The sequence below is a fragment of the Dysgonomonas mossii genome, assembly GCF_004569505.1.
In the GTDB taxonomy this organism is placed as follows: Bacteria; Bacteroidota; Bacteroidia; order Bacteroidales; family Dysgonomonadaceae; genus Dysgonomonas.
Genome location: NZ_SPPK01000001.1, coordinates 479,839 through 502,161, shown reverse-complemented (window position 1 = coordinate 502,161; position 22,323 = coordinate 479,839). Strand labels below are relative to the sequence as shown.

The 22,323-nt window shown below is 39.1% G+C and carries 9 protein-coding genes; 6 read left to right on the top strand and 3 right to left on the bottom strand.

Annotated features, from left to right (window positions below):
• Positions 1–16 precede the first annotated feature (16 nt).
• Complete coding sequence (locus E4T88_RS02330) at positions 17–3,184, bottom strand: SusC/RagA family TonB-linked outer membrane protein (protein WP_135103864.1); 3,168 nt, start codon at positions 3,182–3,184, stop codon at positions 17–19.
• 76 nt (positions 3,185–3,260) lie between these two features.
• Entirely contained in the window at positions 3,261–6,095 is a 2,835-nt protein-coding gene (locus E4T88_RS02325) for a TIM-barrel domain-containing protein (RefSeq protein WP_135103863.1), read from the bottom strand.
• 199 nt (positions 6,096–6,294) lie between these two features.
• Here E4T88_RS02325 and E4T88_RS02320 point away from each other — a divergent pair, with 199 nt between their 5' ends.
• The 6 genes from E4T88_RS02320 (at position 6,295) to E4T88_RS02295 (ending at position 21,373) form a co-directional block, all read left to right on the top strand.
• The gene (locus tag E4T88_RS02320; protein ID WP_228093669.1) at positions 6,295–10,416 is read left to right on the top strand and encodes a hybrid sensor histidine kinase/response regulator transcription factor; all 4,122 of its coding nucleotides are present in this window, start codon (positions 6,295–6,297) and stop codon (positions 10,414–10,416) included.
• A 95-nt stretch (positions 10,417–10,511) separates the two neighbouring features.
• Positions 10,512–12,695: a glycoside hydrolase family 3 C-terminal domain-containing protein gene (locus E4T88_RS02315; RefSeq protein ID WP_135103862.1), complete on the top strand. Its 2,184-nt coding sequence runs from the start codon at positions 10,512–10,514 to the stop codon at positions 12,693–12,695.
• 14 nt (positions 12,696–12,709) lie between these two features.
• Positions 12,710–15,064, top strand: coding sequence for a glycoside hydrolase family 31 protein (locus E4T88_RS02310; protein WP_438503319.1), 2,355 nt, complete (start codon positions 12,710–12,712; stop codon positions 15,062–15,064).
• A 3-nt stretch (positions 15,065–15,067) separates the two neighbouring features.
• Positions 15,068–17,434 carry a glycoside hydrolase family 95 protein gene (locus E4T88_RS02305; protein WP_135103861.1) on the top strand — a complete coding sequence of 789 codons (2,367 nt, stop codon included), beginning with the start codon at positions 15,068–15,070 and terminating at the stop codon, positions 17,432–17,434.
• Between the two features lie 22 nt (positions 17,435–17,456).
• Positions 17,457–19,658, top strand: coding sequence for a beta-glucosidase (locus E4T88_RS02300; RefSeq protein ID WP_135103860.1), 2,202 nt, complete (start codon positions 17,457–17,459; stop codon positions 19,656–19,658).
• A gap of 122 nt (positions 19,659–19,780) precedes the next feature.
• Positions 19,781–21,373: a glycoside hydrolase family 43 protein gene (locus tag E4T88_RS02295; RefSeq protein WP_135103859.1), complete on the top strand. Its 1,593-nt coding sequence runs from the start codon at positions 19,781–19,783 to the stop codon at positions 21,371–21,373.
• A gap of 147 nt (positions 21,374–21,520) precedes the next feature.
• On the opposite strand, the gene E4T88_RS02290 is transcribed toward E4T88_RS02295, so the two are convergent.
• Complete coding sequence (locus E4T88_RS02290) at positions 21,521–22,276, bottom strand: creatininase family protein (RefSeq protein ID WP_135103858.1); 756 nt, start codon at positions 22,274–22,276, stop codon at positions 21,521–21,523.
• Between the last annotated feature and the right edge of the window lie 47 nt (positions 22,277–22,323).

The following is a 22,323-nucleotide window of genomic DNA, read 5'->3' as shown; positions in this document are numbered from 1 at the left end:
ATATCTCGTTTAATGGTTAAAATTTAAGGTTCACACCGAATAAATAAGTCCTCGGGCGAGGATAATAACCTAAGTCTATTCCTGACACCCAGTCTGATGTACCATAACCGATCTCCGGATCCATTCCATCATATTTAGTAAATGTGAATGCATTTTGTACTGATGCATACAGACGACACTGGCTGATGCATTTCAGGTTGATTAGTTTCGCAAAATCATAACCAATACTTATATTGCTTATACGTAAGAAATCACCATCTTGCAGATACAGGTCAGAGAATTGCCAGTTTATATTTGTCTCTGTTACACGAGGAATTTTGTTTGAAGTACCTTCACCTGTCCAACGATTAAGGATTGCAGTTGTATAGTTGGCCTGTTTGTTGGTATGGTTACGATAGGATTGAACAATCTTATTGCCCATTACTCCATTCGCATTCAGATTGAAATCAAATCCTTTATATTCGAATCCGATATTAAATCCAAAAGAGAAATCAGGCATACCATTTCCCAAATCGGTTTTGTCTGTAGCGTCTATTTTTCCATTTTTATCGAGATCAACATACTTAACATCTCCCGGTTTTACGTCAGCCTGTAGAATACCATTACCGGCAGCTTTCCAAGCCTCGATATCTTCCTCACTTTGGAATACCCCAGCGGTTTTATAACCCCAGAAATAACCAATTGCATAACCATTTTGAGCTCTGTAAAACTCCTCTGAGTTATCATAAAGCATTCCTGTGAGACCATGAATTATGCCATCATCTGTTGGGATATTACCTACTTTATTCTTATTATAAGATCCGTTTACGCCTATATTATAGTTTACTTGACCGATATTATCTCTCCATGTTAAGCCAAGTTCAATGCCTGTGTTTTTTACATCACCACCATTTATATATGGAGCTCCGGCTCCCGCAGTAGCCAATATAGGAGCTACAACCAGCCAATCTTTTGTTTTCTTTGTGTAAAAATCAGCATTGATTCCTAATCTATTTTTTAACATATAGGCATCAAACCCAATATTGAGCTGTTCTGAAGTCTCCCACTTAACGTTTTGGTTAGACAAACGGCTTGGATAAGCACCGGCAACGTTTGTTTTGTTTGTTCCGAAATTGTAATATGCAGCGGGATCGCTACTTGTATAAGCTGTAGAAGTATTTATTGGTGCAAGATATTGATCATCACTAATATTTTGGTTACCAACCTGTCCCCAACTTAAACGAAGTTTCAGAAAATCTAAAGTTCGGCTCTCTACCATACTTTGCATAAAGTCTTCATTTGTAATCACCCATCCTGCAGAGAACGAAGGGAAGTATCCCCATCTGTTACCTTTTGCAAACTTGGATGAACCATCAGCTCGCAAAGTTGCATTGAACATGTACTTCTCTTTATAGTTGTAGCCAACACGTCCGAAATAAGACACACGACGATAATCGTGTTCAGGCCTACCTCCTACATTTCTTGTTTCTACAACATTGCCATCACTATCCAAATGGGCCTGTCCTGTTGTATTATCCAAGTATGCATGGGAGAAATCATTAAACTGAGATAATAGATTCCAGTTAGATCCAGAAAGGAATGTTCCCTGATAACGTGTTGCCTCCATACCGACTAAAGCATTGATGGCATGATCATCGGCCAAAGTAAAATCATAACCTGCTGTATTAGTCCAAGTCAGCGTATGACCTTTACTCATATTCTGTAATGTAGTCGTATGATCTTTATTATAAGTATATACAGAGAACTGGTAGAATGGCTCGAAACTGCGATATTCGGATGCATAATAATTAATACCGAATACTGATCTTAACTTAAGGTTTTTAACTGGTTCTAATTCTGCATATACATCAGCCATCAATTTTTGAGAATCATTCTTATTGTTAGAGTTAGTCATCATTAAACCGTATGGATTACTATCTCCATTATACCATGGAGAGTTGCTTGTATCATTATACGGACTGTCATAGATATTATTATCGCTATATACAGGTGACAAAGGAGATGTGGTAAAAGCTCCACGTAAAGTATTATTATATTGGTTTCCAACACTTATACCTCTATTTTTGATATAGTTAAAGTTTAAGTGCTGCCCCACCGTCAATATCTCCTTATATAACTTATGCTCTGTATTGATACGGAAACCATAACGTTCATAATTAGAGACATCTTTACCTCCAACGACACCTTCTTGAGACGTATAATTCAATGAAAGGGCATATCGAGAAGCCTCTGGACCACCATTCACATTCAACGAATAGTTTTCAGTTTTAGCATCATCTTTAAACATTTGGTTAATCCAGTTTGTATTGGCAAGAGTACCCATCGAATCAAAGTCAAACAAAGCCGATCCCGAATTTAATGCTTGCTCATTCATTATTGCCATATATTCATTGGCGTTGAGCATTTTGGCTTTACGTGCAACATTCTGCACCCCATAATATGCATCAAAAGAAACTTGTCCTTTTCCTTTCGATCCTTGTTTTGTAGTTACTAAAATAACACCATTTGCAGCCTGAGCACCATATATGGCAGCAGAAGCAGCATCTTTCAAAACATCGATAGATTGAATATCTGCGGCATTCAATACACTGATATCTCCTTCAATTCCATCGATAATATAAAGCGGCCCTGAATTTCCTACTGTACCAAGTCCACGTATAGTAACTTTCATATCTGCACCCGGTTGTCCGGACGTAGAAGAAATCTGTACTCCCGGAGCTTGCCCCTGAAGAGCCTGAAGAGGATTAGTAGTGTTTAATTTAGCTACCTCATCGCCTTTTACTTGTAACGTAGCACCTGTATTCAGCTTTTTCTTCTGAACACCATAACCTATGGCTACAACTTCATTCAACACATTGGCTTCTTCTTTCAACTCTACGTTGAATACTGTTTGTTGCCCAACTGCAAACGTTTTAGAAGTGAATCCAATATAGGACACTTCGATCGTCGCATTTTCTTTCACACTTAAGGTAAACTTTCCGTCAACATCAGTCAAGGTACCATTTGTTGTACCTTTTTCTACAACAGAGGCGCCAATAAGAGGTTCGCCATCTGAGGTTACGGTTCCCGATATTCCACGTACTGACTGTGCATAAAGCGCAGCAACTGAGAGTAAGCTGATAATAAGCATCAGATATACCCTCCGCAAACAAATGCAACTTGTTTGCCGAAAAAATCTAGTCATTTTCTCATTCATGGTTTTTTAATAGTATTAGTGAATCTGAACTAAAAGTGATTTATGTAATAACAATAATTCTGCTTTATTCTGCCCTTTTTACAGAGATCTTCTTTCCTGAGTATTTCACTTCAGATATTGTGTTTTTCTTTCCTTTGGTAATCCATTCTACTTTCAATATTCTATCTTTAGCCATACCCGCATATTCGCCTTTAATATCATCGACAGTAAGCTGCTGAGAGGCTTCATCATAACTGAACTTAATAGTCGAATATGCCCCATTCTCATAGTTGTAGTTTACCCCTTCGTCTTCGTATAAAGTAAACTCTCCGTTTTTACCTGTATATACTTTTATGGTGAGATCTGTTTGAGCTTCTTTGGTAGTCTGAATATCATTTCCCATAGGCAAAATAGAACCTTCTTGTACAAAGAGAGGCATACGTTCGTAGGGTGCAGATACTTTTATGCTTTTTCCTCCGGTAACATATTCTCCTGTATCATAGTTGTACCAATTTGTACCGGCAGGGAAATATACATCACGGGATGTTGCTTTGTATTGATATACCGGACAAACCATCAGGTTCGGCCCAAACATATATTGATCGCTTATATTATGAGTAGCTGCATCTTTTCCGAAATCCATTACCAAAGCACGCATAATAGTATAATCATTGAAGTATGTCATTCCGGCCAATGAATAGATGTATGGCATCATCTGATAACGAAGCTTGGTGTAATGAACCATGCTATTATATGCAGGATGTCCTTCAGGAGCAATATTGTAGATCTCACGATAAGGATATTGTCCATGACTACGGAATAGCGGACAGAATGCACCAAACTGGAACCAACGAGCATTCAGCTCTCTCCATTCTTTCATATCTTCTGAGCCTTCTTTCGCATTTTCATAACGTTTTTCGACACAGAAACCACCGATATCCATTGTCCAATAAGGAATACCCGACATAGCAAAATTAAGTCCGGCTGAAATCTGAGCTTTCATATCTTCCCAACGAGTACCAATATCGCCACTCCATGTAGCTGTAGAATAACGTTGTAGTCCGGCAAAGCCAGAACGGGTAAGCAAGAAGACACGGTTGTTAGGATTAGTAGAACGCTGACCTTCATAAATACCCTGTGCATTAACAAGAGCGTAAGCGTTAAAGTACTCAACTGATGGGCCTAAAGCTGTAGGAGTCATTAGCTCTTTACGGTACTGTATACTTGCATTTGATAAAATATCCGGCTCGGAAGCATCCATCCACCAAGCATCAATACCTTTAGAATATAGCTTTTCGTTCAACTGATCCCAAAATAGTTTGCGAGCACCTTCGCTGTAAGCATCATAAAATCCTCCAATGTAACCCGGGCTGATCCAATCGCGGATGCTATCTTTTACAGCACGGTTAAACATCCATCCTTTTTCGTCAAAAGCCTTGTAATTATCTGTCGTATAATAAAATTTAGGCCATACAGAAATCATAATATGTGCATCTTTTGCATGTACGCTATCCATCATTCCTTTTGCATCAGGGAAACGCTCGGTATCAAAATCATGGCTTCCCCATGCATCTTTCGGCCAATACGACCAATCTAATATTATGTTATCTAGGGGTATATTTCTCTTGCGGTATTCATCTACAACGCCAAGCAATTCTGTCTGAGTTTTGTATCTTTCGCGGCTTTGCCAGAATCCCATTGCCCATTTAGGCATAATTTGCGATTTTCCTGTAACAGTCCTATATCCTTTAATCACATCATCGGCACTGTTTCCACGAATAAAATAATAGTCGATCTGATCGCCCATCTCTGACCAAAGAGCCAACTTGTTTTGTTCTTCCTGAGATTTCGGGCTCAAAGCTTTAAGTCCTATATATGATATACCGCCATCGGGTTTCCAATCGAGTTTTATTTTACGTTTTTCACCGGCTTTCATATCCACTGTGAACTTATAGCTATTCGGATTCCATGCCGTACGCCATCTTTCAGGCACTATTACCTCATTATCTAATGATATAGTTGTATAACCTGCATAATAAAGTATAAAATGATATTTACCAGTTTCCTTTGCCTCTATATCTCCTTCCCAAGTGATGCGAGAATTGAAGAACGGAAAGTCTTGAGGAAACTTCTTTATTGTTTCCAGATTTTCGTAATCAATCTGTGATTCGGCTCTTTCTACAAAAACTTTATTTGGATCCGCATTTACCATATAAGTAGCGGTCAGCCCACCTTCTTTTCCTGTTTTGTCATATAGCTTAAATTGATCCAAGTCGAGATAATCACGAGAATCACCGAATTTAGTCAGTGAGTAGTTATCCCAAAGTATCCCATAGTTTTTGCTCGATAAAACAAACGGAACAGACACTTTTGTATTATATTGGAAAAGAACCTCATTCTTTCCCTTGTAGTTAAACTCATCAGCCTGATGTTGTCCAAGTCCATAAAAAGCCTCATCGGCAGGAGATTCAAAGACTTGCTGCATAGTATATGCTTTTGTTCCTTCGACTTCAATATCAGAAAATGATTTACCTCCTCCTTTATTTTCAGCTAGAAGCACATTACCATTTATATCAGAGAAAGTAACCTCTCCTGTAGTCAAAGATACCGTAGCAATGGTAGATGCTGTTTTAAGAACAACATTTCCGTTTTCCTCTTTAGCATCCCATCCTGTTGTTTGTGTTTTATCATATATGGTAATAAGACTTTTTTTGTCAGAAAACTTATAGCCGGGAGTAGCCGAAACATGGATTACATCATCATTGACAACTTGCAATCTGATGTTCTTTGTAGCTAAAGCATTGTCCGTTTTCAGGTTTACAATTATTCCGTCACTCGTTCTCTGATATGGTCCGCTTTTACAGCCGATGAATAGAGCCATCGACAATAAACCGACCAAAAGCAGTTGATTTTTTTTCATGGTTATTATGGTTTAAGTTTCATTGATACAAAAATATCCCTGAATATGCAGAGAGGCATTCTTAAATGTTTTTAATGCAACCGTTAAAGATTCTCTACAGGGGTTTAAATGTTTCCATTTAGGGATTAAAATGCTAACAAAACATTAGGAATCGCTTTATTTATATAAATTTGTATCCATCGAACCTGAATACCTAGCAATGAAAAAACCATTATACACCCTTCTATTCCTCTTATTCTCTTTTATCATAAAAGCTCAGCAATTTGAATTTTCTCATTTGAATAATACAAACGGCTTATCAAACAATCAAGTGGAAGCAATCTTGAAGGACAGCCGTGGTTTTATATGGTTTGGTACAAATATGGGGCTCAACAGGTACGACGGGATAAACTTTAAAACATATAAGAATATAAAGAATGATAGTAAAAGTCCATCGTACGACCGTTTTACAGGAATACAAGAAGATATAAAGGGAAACCTATGGTTGCAGTCGAGTGCAGGGGTTTATATGCTATATGACTGGAAATCGGAATCTTTTATAAACAATATAGATTCATTGCTAAGCGATATAGGGTTACCACCCGCACCAGCTATTATAGAAATTGACAAGAAGAAAGATTTATACATCTCATATCCGGGAAAGGGTATTCACAAATACGATGCAACTACTAACAAAATAACAATCTATAAGCAATCGAAGAATACAAATGATCTGGCTCTGTCTGATATCTCCGATATAAAAATAAAGGATAGCTACATTTGGGTTCTTCACAACGACGGACTTTTGGAGCGTGTAAACATGCAGACAAACAGAGTGGACATGCGAAATACATTCTTTAAAGACAACAACCAAAACTCTACAATACAGAAATCCTTATTTATAGATTCTGATAATGACATTTGGGTTTATCCAAGTATAGCGGATAAAGGCGTAGTATATCTAAATACAAAAAAAGGACAATGGACTTTACTGGACACCAATAGTAAGGTTGCATTATCGAGTAGCTTTGTCAGATGTGTGGGACAGGATATTAACGGACTGATATGGATAGGAACAGATCACGGTGGAATAAGCATTCTGGACAAAAAGAATCAAAAGATAACGGTTCTTAAAAATGATATATACAATCATAATTCCATCAGTCAGAACTCTATCATCAGTTTCTATAGTGAACCTAACGGAACAGTATGGGTAGGGACATACAAAAGTGGAGCATCTTATTATCATCCAAATCTTTTCAAATTTAGGAAATCACCTCTCTTTTATATGTTCAACAAAAATGCAGAAATATTCGACTGCAATAGTTTATACAAAGACAAGAGTAATAATCTTTGGATAGGGACAAATGGAACCGGTCTTATCAAATACGATCAAAGCACGGAGCAAGTAGAACGTTTTCGTAACAATCCTAACGATGCGGGAAGCATCTCGTCTGATATTATCACATCAATATACGAAGATCACACACAAACACTTTGGATTGGAACTTTCATGGGAGGGCTGAACTCCTTTGACGGTAAAAGTTTCAAGAAATTCCAATTGAATGAGACTAACTTAAACTCTCTTTCGAGCAAAAGTGTGTATAGCCTTACCGAAGACAACGACCATAATTTATGGATCGCAACTCTTGGGGGCGGTATAGATCAATTAAATCCAGCAAGGGATACGTTTACTCATCACAATATGAGTAACAGTAAAGATCTTTTATCCAATTATATTGTATCTATGTTTGTAGATACTCAAAATAATATATTTCTAAGTACCGACAGAGGAATATGCGTATTAGACGAAAGTAAAAAAGAAGTAAGAAAATACTTTCCGAACAACACATTTCTCGATTCCCTTACCAGTATTGTTATAAACAATCTGATTGTAGATTCAAGAGGTCTTTTATGGATTGCTACGGACAAAGGGATCAATGTATATTATCCTACAAAACAGCGATTTGAATACATTACAACCAACGAAGGGCTACCGGGTGATGAAGTTGTATCACTCATAGAAGATAATGATGGCAATATATGGGCAGGAACCCGAAACGGATTGGTATGTTTCTACTGTAAGTATGACAATCAGAAACTGACGTATACAATCGCATCTTTCGATGTTAACGACGGACTGCCGGGTTCGGTATTTAATACGAATGCTATATTTAAAGACAAAGACGGAATTATCTACATAGGCAGCACTAAAGGATATACATCTTTCGATCCAAGAAAAATAGTATTTAATAAAAATGTACCTAAACCGCATTTCACAGATCTTCTTATTACCAATCAGGTGATTAAACCGAATACAAAATACAATGGACGTGTTATTCTCGAAAAATCAATAACAGACCTCGATGAGATTGTTTTACATTACGGTGAAACCAATTTTACAATACAATTTTCATCCCTAAATTACATCCATCCCGAGAAGAATCGATATAAATACATGTTGGAAGGATTGGATAACAAATGGACTGAAACAAGCACCGGAATCGGCTCGGCATCATATTCCAACCTTAATGCCGGCACATACAAACTTATTGTTTACGCCAGCAATGACGATAATGTATGGAGCAGTGAGCCTATTGTTTTGACAATCGTAGTAAAACCCCCATTTTGGCTATCATGGTGGGCAACCATTATATACATACTCATCACGATCACGATCTTAAGGTTTTTCATAAAATATAAGTTGAATAAACAAAAAGAAGAATACGAACAGGCTCAAAAAATACTGGAAGCTCAGAAAATACATGAAGTAGACGAATTGAAATTCAAATTCTTTACCAATATAAGCCATGAATTCAAGACTCCGCTCACGCTCATTCTTACACCGTTGGAGAAACTTATGAAATCATCTATATCGGACGAGCAAAAAGCAACGATGAGCATCATGCACAAGAATGCTAAAAACTTGCTGAACATGGTGAACGAAATACTTGATTTCAGGAAGTTTGACCAAAACAAGATGACTCTGAATATTTCACGAGGGAATATTATAGAATTTACAAAAGAAATATGTCAGTCGTTCTCGGCATTGGCAGGAGAGAAATCAATAAAACTTACATTCACAACGTATCTGCAAGAACTGCAGATGGAGTTTGATAAAGAAAAGATGCATAAAATCATATCCAATCTGATTTCCAATGCATTCAAATATACAGAAGACGGACAGATAGATGTCAGTATTGGCATTTCCGAACTGTTACAAACAGATACACCAACCAAACAGCTATGCCTAAAAGTTTCTGATACAGGCGTTGGCATAGAGAAAGAATATCTCGAGAAAATATTTGAACGCTTCTTCAGAATAGAAAAAGCAGAAAAAAACAATCAATCGGGAACCGGAGTTGGACTCCATTTAGCCAGTGAATATGTAAAATTACATGGAGGCGAAATACAAGTGGAAAGTACAGAAGGAAAGGGTTCTACTTTTACAATATTACTGCCTATACAAAATTCGACATATAAGGAGTTAAGCAACCAAGACATTATACATTCGGGAGATATTTCTATTAGCGAAATAAAAGAAGGAGCCGAGCTCGATTTAAAGTCGGCGCAACGGGCACATCTTCCGCTTCTACTAATAGTTGATGACAATGAAGACTTTTGTGAATTTATCACCAGCTTGTTTATAGACGATTATCGCACCGTTATAGCAAACGATGGAGAAGAAGGATACAGCATTGTACTCGATCAACTACCGGATATTATATTATGCGATGTTATGATGCCAAAGATGGATGGCTATGAGTTTTGCAGGCATGTAAAAGGTGATATACGAACTTCACATATTCCGATCATACTACTTACGGCCAAATCGTCGGAAGAAAGCAAATATTCGGGTATTGAGGCAGGAGCAGACGATTATATCTCCAAGCCTTTCAACATTGACATGCTGAAACTAAAAATAGCGAAGATCATCGAGAGGCAAAAAAAGATACATAGCAACTTCAAGAAGAAAATAGATATCTCCCTGAGCGAAATAGAGATAACATCTATGGACGAAAAGTTTGTACAAAAAACAATCTCTATTGTGGAAGAAAACATTGGAAATCCTGAATTTCTTGTAGAAGACCTTTGCAAAGAGATGGGTATGAGCCGGGTCTATTTTTACAAAAAAATATTGGCTCTGACAGACAAGACCCCTTCTGAGTTTATCCGCTTTATTCGTTTAAAGAGAGCAGCTGATTTATTGGAAAAAAGCCAGATGTTTGTCAATGAAATTGCCTTTCAGGTAGGATTTAATGATCCCAAATATTTCCGCAAGTATTTTAAAGAGGAATTTGGTGTAACCCCTAATGAGTATAAAAAAAACGTATCGAAATGATCCAGTAAACATATTACCCCCCTTTATGAAACATACGGAATAGATTTTAAGCTAAAGATGTAATATTTTTGTATTGTACGGTTAAAATCTATTCCATGAAAAAACTATTACTTATTCTGCTATTTATTTTGTTTGCGAATACCGGGGTATTTGCACAATATGTCTATCCGTTCCAAAACACAAACTTAAGCGACGAAAAACGCCTCGACAATCTACTGTCTATAATGACAATTGACGAGAAAATAAATGCACTATCCACAAACTTAGGCGTTCCTCGCTTAGGAATTCGAAACACAGGACATTCTGAAGGATTGCACGGGATGGCACTGGGAGGCCCCGGTAACTGGGGTGGTTTCAAAATGGTAAATTATCAGCGTGTGCCCGATGTATATCCTACAACTACATTTCCTCAGGCCTATGGACTAGGTGAGACATGGGATACAGAACTGATAAAAAAAGTAGCTGACATAGAAGCCACAGAAATAAGATATTACACACAAAACGAAAGATATACAAAAGGAGGTTTGGTAATGCGTGCCCCCAATGCAGACTTAGCCCGGGACCCACGTTGGGGACGCACGGAGGAGAGTTTTGGAGAAGACCCTTTTCTGGTATCGGAGATGGCGGTAGCCTTTATAAAAGGACTACAAGGAGACAATCCCCGATACTGGAAATCGGCATCCTTAATGAAACATTTCCTTGCAAACAGTAATGAAGATGGGCGCGATTCGACATCCTCTAATTTTGATAATCGACTGTTTCACGAGTATTATTCATATCCTTTCCGAAAAGGTATAGAAAAGGGCGGCTCTCAGGCTTTCATGGCAGCTTATAATAGCTGGAACGGAATACCCATGACGATCCACCCTATTTTGAAAGACATTCGTAAAGACTGTAACTTTAAAGGAATAATCTGTACCGACGGAGGAGCTCTTGATCTGTTGATAAAAGCACATAAGACATTCCCAACCCACACAGAAGGCAGTGCAGCCATCGTAAAAGCCGGTGTAGGGCAATTTCTTGATAATTTCCGTCCATACATATACGAAGCCTTAGAAAAAGGAATGCTGACAGAAGCAGATATAGACAAGGCTATACGGGGAAATTTCTATATCGCATTGAAGTTAGGCCTGCTAGATGGAGATCAGACAAAACTACCTTATGCTCATATAGGAGTTACAGATACAGTTTCGGTGTGGAGAAATAAAGAAATACAAGATTTTGTACGTCTGGTTACTGCAAAATCTGTCGTGCTACTAAAAAATGAGAAAAAACTATTGCCTTTAAAGAAGGAAAACATTAAGAGGATTGCAATTATTGGTCCACGAGCCAACGAAGTATTACTAGACTGGTATAGCGGCACTCCGCCTTATACAGTTTCCATACTACAAGGTATAAAAAATGCAGTCGGTAACAATGTCGAAGTTATACACGAGCCTTCGAATGAAATGGACAAAGCCTATCTTGCCGCACAGAAAGCAGATATAGCCATAGTATGCGTTGGAAATCATGTATATGGCACCGATCCTAAATGGAAATACTCACCTGTACCGAGCGACGGACGTGAGGCTGTGGATCGCAAAGCTTTATCACTCGAACAAGAAGACTTAGTAAAGATTGTACACAAAGCGAACCCCAATACCGTAATGGTACTGGTCAGCAGCTTCCCTTTTGCTATAAACTGGTCGCAAGAAAATATACCGGCGATACTGCATATTACAAACAACAGTCAGGAACTCGGAAACGGTCTGGCTGACGTAATCTTCGGCGATTATAATCCTGCGGGCAGAACAAATCAGACTTGGGTAAAATCCATTGCCGACCTACCCCCGATGATGGATTATGATATACGGAACGGCCGCACATACATGTATGCAAAAGAAAAGTCGCTATACCCTTTCGGATATGGTCTTAGCTACACAAATTTCACCTACTCCGATATGGCTTTATCTTCTTCTACTCTTTCTAAAGGAAAAGATTTAAAAGTATCAGTAAATGTAAAAAATACAGGAGATGTGGATGGAGAAGAAGTAGCCCAACTATATGTATCGTTTCCTCAGTCAAAAGTTATACGACCAATCAAACAGCTAAAAGGCTTCGATCGCACGATGGTCAAAAAAGGAGAAAGTAAAACTTTTGAATTCACTCTAAGAGCCGAAGATCTAGCATATTGGGACAACGATAAAGACTCGTTTGTAATAGAACCCGGAACAGTGAATCTCTTGATAGGATCATCTTCGGAAGATATCAGGCTGACAAAAGAAATACAACTAAAATAACCAATCTAAGACCTATGAAAATACGAATTATTCTTTGCCTCATCATTTGCTTCAGCACGCAGCTTGCGGCTCAACAAAAACGCATATTAGGTGAACCTATCGACATGAGTATCGACTTTAAGGATTTTCACAATACATTTTTCTTTGCCGACAAAGTGGCTTCATTTAACGGAGCAGAAGGGAAAGGGAAAATCTCGTGGAAACGAACATCATTGTACACTCGTCAGGCTTTTAATGTAAATACAATCTTACCACAAGATTTAAAGATGTTAGATTTTCCGGGCGAAGCCTATGAGCAAAACCCCGAATTAGACTTCTCGGTAGATTTTGTGACACCACGCACATTGCGAATAAGAATGTTGACAACCCCTGTCCAACCTAAACCGTTCGACTCTCCTATGTTAGTCAAAGAACCGGGCAAAGACAGTTCCTGGAAATATTCTAAAACAGGGAATACGCATACTTACAAAAGCAATTACGGCAGTATAGAAATTGAAGAAAATCCATTCCGTATCACGTTGAAAGACGAAAAAGGAAAACGATTGACCGATACATGGCGTTGGTGCGACAATGATTCTTCGCAAGTAAAGGTTATCCCTTTCAACTTCATCAAACGGGGATTGGATAATAGCCGCGCAATAAACCCAGTATTTTCATTGTCTCCGGGAGAAAAAATATTTGGTTGCGGCGAATCTGTAACCAAGTTAGACAAGAGAGGTCAAAAGGTTAATCTATTCGTTACCGATCCGCAAGGCCCCGAAACAGATCAAATGTACAAGCCTGTTCCTTTCTTTATGAGTAATCGTGGTTACGGTATGTTTATGCACACATCAGCCCCTGTCACTTGCGATTTCGGGAATACCTATGTAGGTGCAAACAAGCTGTTCATGGGAGATGAAGCACTCGATCTGTTCATATTTATCGGCGAACCGAAAGACATACTGAATGAATATACCGAAATAGTAGGGAAGCCATCTATGCCTCCACTCTGGTCGTTTGGCACATGGATGAGCCGAATCACTTACTTTGAGCAAAGCGAGGGTTATGATGTCGCAGCCAAACTACGCTCATATAAAATCCCGTCCGATGTTATTCACTTCGATACAGGATGGTTCGAAACAGACTGGCAATGCGACTATAAATTTGCGCCATCGAGGTTTTCCAATCCTCAGAAAATGATTGACGATCTAAAGAAAGATGGATTCCATATCTCGCTGTGGCAACTGACTTATTTTACACCTAAAAATAAATTTTTCAATGAAATAATAGAGAAAAACTTGCATGTAAAAAACTCAAAAGGAGAAATGCCTTATGAAGATGCAGTTTTAGACTTTTCCAACCTTGAGACTGTAAAATGGTATCAGGACAAACTTGCAGGATTACTAAAAATGGGAGTTGGTGCAATAAAAGTAGACTTCGGAGAAGCCGCACCAATAGAAGGATTTTATGCATCAGGGCGTGGTGGATGGTACGAGCACAATCTGTATCCGCTGCGTTACAACAAAGCTGTTGCAGACATCACCAAAGAAGTCAACAATGAAAATATTATCTGGGCTCGCAGTGCTTGGGCAGGAAGCCAACGCTATCCTCTCCATTGGGGTGGCGATGCTGCGAATACAGATATCGGTATGGATGCAACATTACGCGGAGGCCTCTCATTCGGACTAAGCGGCTTTTCTTTCTGGAGTCACGATATAGGAGGATTTGTGGTTGCTGCTCCCGAGAATCTGTATCGACGTTGGTTACCTTTCGGATTTTTGACATCGCATAGCCGTGCACATGGAGCACCACCAAAAGAGCCTTGGCTATATAACGATAACTTTGTAAAAGCTTTTCGTGAATCGGCCGAAATGAAATACAAATTAATGCCGTACATTTATGCACAAGCTAAATTATGTACCGAAAAAGGGTTGCCTATGGTTCGGGCTTTGTTTGTGGAATATCCCGACGATCCCGGAGCATGGCTTGTAGAAGATCAGTATCTCTTTGGGACTGACATATTAGTAGCTCCGATGATGGAAGCCGGAACAGAACGAAATGTATATCTGCCCAAAGGCAACTGGATCGATTATCAAAGTGGAAAAACATATCAACAAGGATGGAATGTGGTAGAAGCCGGCAAAATCCCAGCTATCATTCTGGTGCGCGAGGGTGCTGTTATCCCGCACGCCCAACTTGCTCAATCTACAGATAAAATCAATTGGTCTGATATAGAACTAAAAGTTTATGGAGACAAAGAAAAAGCGACAGGATTCGTTTGTCTTCCGTCAGACAATAAACTAACAGATATTATTCTTACAAAATCGGGTAGTAATTATCAGCTGGAAAAAGGACAAATACAAGGTGTGCATTATAGGATAAACAAGTAAAAAATGAAGTTCTACAAACTATTTTTATTATTTTTTATTTTTTCATGGAGTGGACTTTCTGCTCAAAATAAACAAAACGAATGGCAATACTATTTCGATAAGCCGGCATCCATCTGGGAAGAATCAATCCCATTAGGAAATGGCAGAATAGGGATGATGCCTTGGGGTGGAATAGAAAAGGAACGAGTCGTATTAAATGAAATTTCTCTATGGTCGGGCAACAAGCAGGATGCTGATAATCCCGAAGCTTATAAATATCTGGGTGAAATAAGAAGACTTCTATTTGAGAAAAAGAATAAAGAGGCTCAGGAATTAATGTACAAAACCTTCACCTGCAAAGGCAAAGGAAGTGCAGGTTTGGAATATGGTAAATTTCAGATTTTTGCGAACCTGTATGTAGACTTTATATACCCTGACAAATCTGAAGCGACACAGTATAAAAGGGTGCTGGACATGAATAATGCTCTATCTACTGTTTCTTTCTCTAAAAATGATGTAGAATACAAACGAGAATACTTTACGTCTTTTTCTGATGACATCGGATTAGTAAAATATACAGCAAGTAAGCCGGAAGCATTAAGCCTAAAGATATCATTGCAACGTGATGAGAATTTTAAAACTTATGCGAGCGGCAACACTCTTTATATTTTTGGACAATTGGAAGCAGGAGAAAACCATTCGGGAATGAAATATCTGGGAATGGTGAAAGTGATAAACAAAGGAGGAGAATTATCAGCTACGGACAAGGAGATAGATATTAAGAATGCTAATGAAGTCACCCTATATGTTTCATTAGCGACCAACTACAACGGTACGAATCATGAAAAAACAGCTTCTGACCTCTTGAACAATGCCGGAGTCAATTACGAGAAACTAAAAAAGAAACATATTGCAAAATATCAGGTTCTTTTTAATCGTGTAGATCTCACTTTAGAAAAAAATAAGAATTCCTCACTAGCAATAGATAAGCGACTGGAAGCATTTGCAACAGACAAAACAGATTACGATCTGGCTGCCTTATATATGCAGTACGGTCGTTATCTATTAATATCGTCTACCCGAGAGGGAAGCCTCCCTCCTAACCTGCAAGGACTGTGGGCTCCACAAATAAACACCCCTTGGAATGCTGATTATCATTTGAATATCAATCTACAGATGAATCTTTGGGGAGCTGAAATGTTTAATCTTTCCGAGCTCCACAAACCTACTATCGAATTTGTGAAATCGTTGGTAGAGCCGGGAGAAAAAACAGCAAAAATATATTATAACAGCAATGGATGGGTCGTTCATATTTTGAGTAATGTATGGGGCTTCACTTCTCCCGGAGAACACCCTTCATGGGGAGCAACCAACACGGCCGGCGCATGGATGTGCCAGCATCTCTGGGAACACTACTTATACACTCAGGATAAAGAATATCTAAAATCGGTATATCCGACAATGAAAGGTGCGGCTTTATTCTTTGAGGACATGCTGATCGAAGACCCTAACAACGGTTATTTGGTTACGGCTCCGACTACTTCTCCTGAGAACGCTTACATAACACCATCGGGAGACGTGGTAAGTATCTGTACAGGCTCAGCGATGGACAATCAGATTATTCGCGAATTATTTACAAACGTAACGAATGCTGCAAAAATATTAGAGGTAGATAATGAATGGATCCAAGATATTTCAGCGAAAAAAGAACGACTAGCACCTACTTCAATCGGAAAATACGGACAGGTAATGGAATGGCTCGAAGATTATGAAGAGAGTGAAATCCACCATCGCCATGTATCACAACTGTATGGACTACATCCGGGAAATGAACTTTCCTATGAAAAGACTCCCGAACTGATGCAAGCGGCTAAAGTCACCCTGACAAGACGAGGAGATCAGTCTACAGGATGGTCTATGGCATGGAAAATTAATTTCTGGGCACGGCTCAAAGACGGAAACAAAGCTTATAAACTGATTGGCGACCTGTTGAAACCTGCTGAAAATAACTGGGGCACCTATCCAAATCTGTTCAGTGCACACCCTCCTATGCAAATAGATGGCAACTTTGGCGGATCAGCCGGAATAGGGGAAATGCTTCTGCAAAGCCATGAAGGTTTTATAGAACTACTGCCTGCTATACCCGACGGGTGGAAGAACGGAGAAGTGAGAGGCATGAAAGTAAGAGGGGGTGCAGAAATTTCCTTTAAATGGAAAGATAACAAGATCCAATATATACATATCACGGCAACTGCAAGCAATCAGTTTGTGATTAAACTACCTAGCGGAAAGCCTTTGATTGCAGGAACAAAGAACTATAAAATAGAAAGTAATAGATTATACCTGACATTGAATAAGGGAAATAAAATTGAAATTACGTTAAACAAATAAATATTAAACAATTACAGAAAACATGAAGAAACTATTTTTTTATGTATTATTCGGCTTACTCTTATTGCAAGCAAACGGACAAACAAAACAGATTCCGGTCTACCTTGACGATAGTAAACTTATGGAGGTCAGAATAGAAGATGCTCTATCAAGAATGACTTTGGAAGAAAAGATTGCAATGATACATGCTCAATCTAAATTTAGTACACCCGGAGTTCCTCGTCTAGGTATTCCTGAAATATGGATGAGCGACGGCCCTCATGGGGTACGTATGGAAATAGACTGGGATACATGGAACCATGCAGGATGGACAAACGACTCATGCACTGCTTTCCCTGCATTAACATGTTTAGCTGCGACATTCAACCCCGAGCTTTCTCTGAAATACGGAAATGCACTGGGAGAAGAAGCTCGTTTCAGAAAAAAAGAAATGATTCTTGGACCCGGTGTCAATATTTATCGCACGCCGATGAATGGCCGTAACTTTGAATATATGGGTGAAGACCCTTACTTAGCCTCTAAGATGGTTGTTCCTTTCGTTAAAGGGGTACAACAAAACGGAGTAGCTGCAACGATGAAACACTTTGCCCTAAATAACCAAGAACTATGGCGCGGGCATATCGATGTGGAAGTGAGCGACAGAGCGTTATATGAAATATACCTGCCTGCATTCAAAGCCGGAGTAGAAGAAGGCAAGGTATGGGCAATAATGGGTTCTTATAACAAATATAGAGGCCAGTATTGCAGCCATCACGAAAGACTTATCAATCAGATACTAAAAGGAGAATGGAATTATGACGGTGTGGTAGTTACAGATTGGGGAAGTGCCCACAACACACGTGAAGCAGCGTTGTACGGTCTTGATATAGAAATGGGAACTTGGACTAACGGGCTCACATGGGGTCAAAGTTTTGCTTACGACAATTACTATCTGGCAAAACCATATCTGAAGATGTTGGAAAAGGGCGAATTGCCGATGTCTACCCTCGATGATAAGGTTCGTAGAGTATTACGTCTAAACTTTAGAACAAATATGGACAGAAACCGTCCATACGGTAGTTTTGCGACACCCGAACATGCAGCTGTAAGCCGTGAAGTGGCTGAGCAAGGTATTGTATTGATGAAAAATACAAATAACTTTTTCCCGATAGCTAAAGACCGCTACAAGAAAATTGTTGTAATCGGAGAAAATGCAACCCGTTCTTTAACCGTAGGTGGAGGATCGTCTGAACTTAAAGTAAAGAAAGAAGTTTCTCCCCTCGAAGGATTGAAAATTAAATATGGCACTGATAAGGTATTCTACACAATGGGGTACGGTTCAGGACCTAGCGTATATGATCATTTTATTCCATCTCCGTACAACGCGGATTCATTGAAGCGAGAAGCTTTGGCTTTGGTTAAAGATGCAGACGTTGTTTTATTCTTCGGCGGGTTAAACAAGAACTATCAACAAGACTGCGAAGGCGGAGACCGTACTTCTTACGACCTGCCATTTGGTCAGAACGAACTGATCGAAGACTTGTTGAAAGTAAATAAGAACATGGGAATCTTTATCGTGAGTGGAAATGCCGTAGCTATGCCGTGGTTGGATAAAGTACCAGCTTTGATGCAGTCATGGTACCTTGGTTCGGAAGCAGGAAATGCGACAGCGAATGTAATTGCAGGTGACATCAATCCTTCCGGAAAGTTACCATTCAGTATTCCGAAGAAGTTAGAAGATAACGGTGCTATGTCTTTCGGTACAATTTCCTATCCGGGAGATAGCATCAAGCAGATATACAAAGAAGATATCTTGGTTGGTTACCGTTGGCACGATACAAAGAAAATTCCAGCATTATTTCCTTTCGGATATGGATTGTCATATACCACATTCGAGTATGGTAAAGCTTCTACAGACAAGAAAGAGTACACTAAAAATGACGAAATTAAAATAAGCCTAACTCTTACTAACAAAGGAAACGTTGACGGTGCAGAATCGGTACAGATATATGCATCACAGCAAAAACCTTCGATGGAACGCCCTGCTAAAGAATTGAAAGCGTTCAAAAAGGTTTTCTTAAAAGCCGGAGAGACTAAAAATGTAGAACTGTCAATACCTGTCAAAGACCTTGCTTTCTTCAATGACAAAGCACACGAATGGGTCGTAGAATCGGATAAGTTCACATTGCATTGTGCTGCATCATCTGCAGATGTAAAAAGCTCTGTAACAATAAATGTGAAGTAAAGTTATCTTTATATAGGAACCTGACAGAAATGGAAAGGTGACAAACAGAATCTTTGAAAAAAGTGTCACTTTTGTCACCTTTTTATTATATAAATTGAAAAACAATCATATAACAGAAGACCATGAAAAGCGTTTTTAGAGCATTCTTTCTCTTTTGCCTCACTACTTTGTTGATCAGTCAGGCTTTTTCGCAAACGGGATACAAAAATCCTATAATACCGGGGTTCAATCCCGATCCGAGTGTTTGCAGAGTAGGAGACGATTTCTATCTTGTAACTTCATCATTCGAATATTTTCCGGGGCTACCTATCTATCATAGCAAGGATCTGATAAACTGGAAACAAATAGGACATTGCCTAACAAGAGATTCGCAGTTGTCATTACACAAAGTTTCAGCATCTGGAGGACTATATGCTCCGTCTATACGTTACCACGATGGGCTATTTTATGTCATTTGTACAAACGTATCGGATAAAGGTAATTTTTATTGTACGGCTACCGATCCGGCAGGACCTTGGAGCGACCCTATCTGGGTAGATATAAAAAGCATAGACCCTGACATTTTCTGGGATGAAGATGGTAAAACATATTTTGTAACTCAAGGTGATGAGGGTATCCGAGTTACAGAAATCGATATTAAAACAGGTAAGGTATTATCTCCGGAACGTCTTGTTTGGGGCGGCATAGGAGGTCGTTTCCCTGAAGCTCCCCACATTTACAAAAAAGATGGTTTCTATTATCTTTTGCTGGGTGAAGGAGGAACAGAATATATGCACAGTGCCACGATAGGACGCAGCAAGAATATATTCGGTCCTTACGAATCATGTCCATTAAATCCGATACTGACTCATGCCAACCGAAGAGGGCAAAGCAATACTATACAGGGTGTAGGACATGCAGATCTTGTACAGGCAAAAGACGGCTCTTGGTGGATGGTATTTCTAGGATTCAGAGTAACGCATCAATGGGCATATTATCATGTACTTGGACGTGAAACATTCTTAGCTCCTGTAGACTGGCCTAAAGGTGGCTGGCCACAAGTGAACGGAAACGGAACTGTATCGCTAAATATGGACGTTCCTACACTCCCACTCCATCCGGTAGAAAAAGCAGCTATACGTACAAACTTTGATGCAGACAAACTTGGTTTCGAGTGGCAATATTTACGTAATCCTATCAGAGAAAATTATTCGTTGACAGAAAAGAAAGGATGGATAAGAATCACTACTTCTCCATATACATTAGACGAAACTGAGGCTATATCAATGATCTGCCGCCGACAAACAGAGCATGATTTCAGAGCTGAAACTCTTTTAGAGTTCAATTCATCAGCGAATAACGAGGAAGCGGGAATGACTTTGATACAAAATAATACGCATCACTACGACTTGTTATTGAAAAAATCGGGCAGCCAGTATATAGTGCAATTACGTGTAAAAGTGGGATCACTTTCTTACATTGCAGGAGAAAAACAAGTTAAAAGTAATAAGCTGAAATTAAAGATTGAAGGTACACCTTCGCAATACGCTTTTTATTGCGCAGAAGCCGATAGCGACAACTTCAATGAATTGGGAAGGCTAGACACCCGATACCTGAGTACTGAGGTTGCAGGTGGATTTACAGGGGTGATGATAGGGCTCTACACCTCTTCGAATGGGAAGCCAAGTAAAGCCAAAGCCTATTTTGACTGGTTCGATTACGATGCAAAAAGATAATATAAGATGAAGGTGGGATAATTGTTATTGTTCTATTTTTGTCATTCTGAGTGTAACGAAGAATCTCCACCTTCAATACACGAGAAGTTTCACTTCGTTCAACATGACAAAGAAAACAACAGCAATTATTCCTACCTATTTACTGTATCAATAAATACTCTCCTTCGCTACATCGATAAACAGTTCAGACAATTTCCGGCTGACAGCATCGGCATACTTCCTACCTTTCTCTGCTGTTGACTTTTTAGGGTTTCCAATCCCTGTATCATTAGAGACCTTCGCCCAATTTCTTGGTGTCCAGCCAGTGCCGTCTCTAAGAGATTCAGCACTAAAGGTTTTAGACGCTCCGTCTCCTGCAACAGATAGGTTCACCAACTCCGGATGGTAATGCATCATCATTGAGGTTTCCATTTCGCCGGCATGGTCGTCTTTTTCTTCAAAATATCCGCTCTGAGGAACAATGGCGAACAGATTACTTATCACAATCAAAAAATCAGGATATTGAACAACCAGATCTCGTATCATATTCTTAAAGCTATTTCCACCATGTCCGTTTACAATAACAAGTTTATGTATGCCTTGATAGTTCAGCGAAGAGACGATATCTGATAGTATGGCTTTTTGCGTCTCATAACCGGCATGCAAACAAAAAGGTAGTTCTCTTTGTCCCGGATTCTGCGAGCCAAGATGTATTACAGGCAATACCATCCCTTTCACTTTTTGTTTTTCGTATGCCTTAATGACCGCATCTACTGACAAATCGTGAGCCAGATAGCAATCTGTCATATAAGGTAAGTGATAATTATGAGGTTCGGTAGCACCCCATGGCTGCACTGCATAATCGTACTTTTCGTTCTTCGTGTCGTTGTATATCGCTGACAGCATATCAAATCGCGTGTTCATATCCTTACTTTTTTATTATTTGTAAAGATAACAATAGCTTTTTATCT

Excerpts from the sequence above, each read along its gene's own strand:
- E4T88_RS02330 (WP_135103864.1), bottom strand. The coding sequence starts at position 3,184 with ATGACTAGATTTTTTCGGCAAACAAGTTGCATTTGTTTGCGGAGGGTA.
- E4T88_RS02325 (WP_135103863.1), bottom strand. The coding sequence starts at position 6,095 with ATGAAAAAAAATCAACTGCTTTTGGTCGGTTTATTGTCGATGGCTCTA.
- E4T88_RS02320 (WP_228093669.1), top strand. The coding sequence starts at position 6,295 with ATGAAAAAACCATTATACACCCTTCTATTCCTCTTATTCTCTTTTATC.
- E4T88_RS02315 (WP_135103862.1), top strand. The coding sequence starts at position 10,512 with ATGAAAAAACTATTACTTATTCTGCTATTTATTTTGTTTGCGAATACC.
- E4T88_RS02310 (WP_438503319.1), top strand. The coding sequence starts at position 12,710 with ATGAAAATACGAATTATTCTTTGCCTCATCATTTGCTTCAGCACGCAG.
- E4T88_RS02305 (WP_135103861.1), top strand. The coding sequence starts at position 15,068 with ATGAAGTTCTACAAACTATTTTTATTATTTTTTATTTTTTCATGGAGT.
- E4T88_RS02300 (WP_135103860.1), top strand. The coding sequence starts at position 17,457 with ATGAAGAAACTATTTTTTTATGTATTATTCGGCTTACTCTTATTGCAA.
- E4T88_RS02295 (WP_135103859.1), top strand. The coding sequence starts at position 19,781 with ATGAAAAGCGTTTTTAGAGCATTCTTTCTCTTTTGCCTCACTACTTTG.
- E4T88_RS02290 (WP_135103858.1), bottom strand. The coding sequence starts at position 22,276 with ATGAACACGCGATTTGATATGCTGTCAGCGATATACAACGACACGAAG.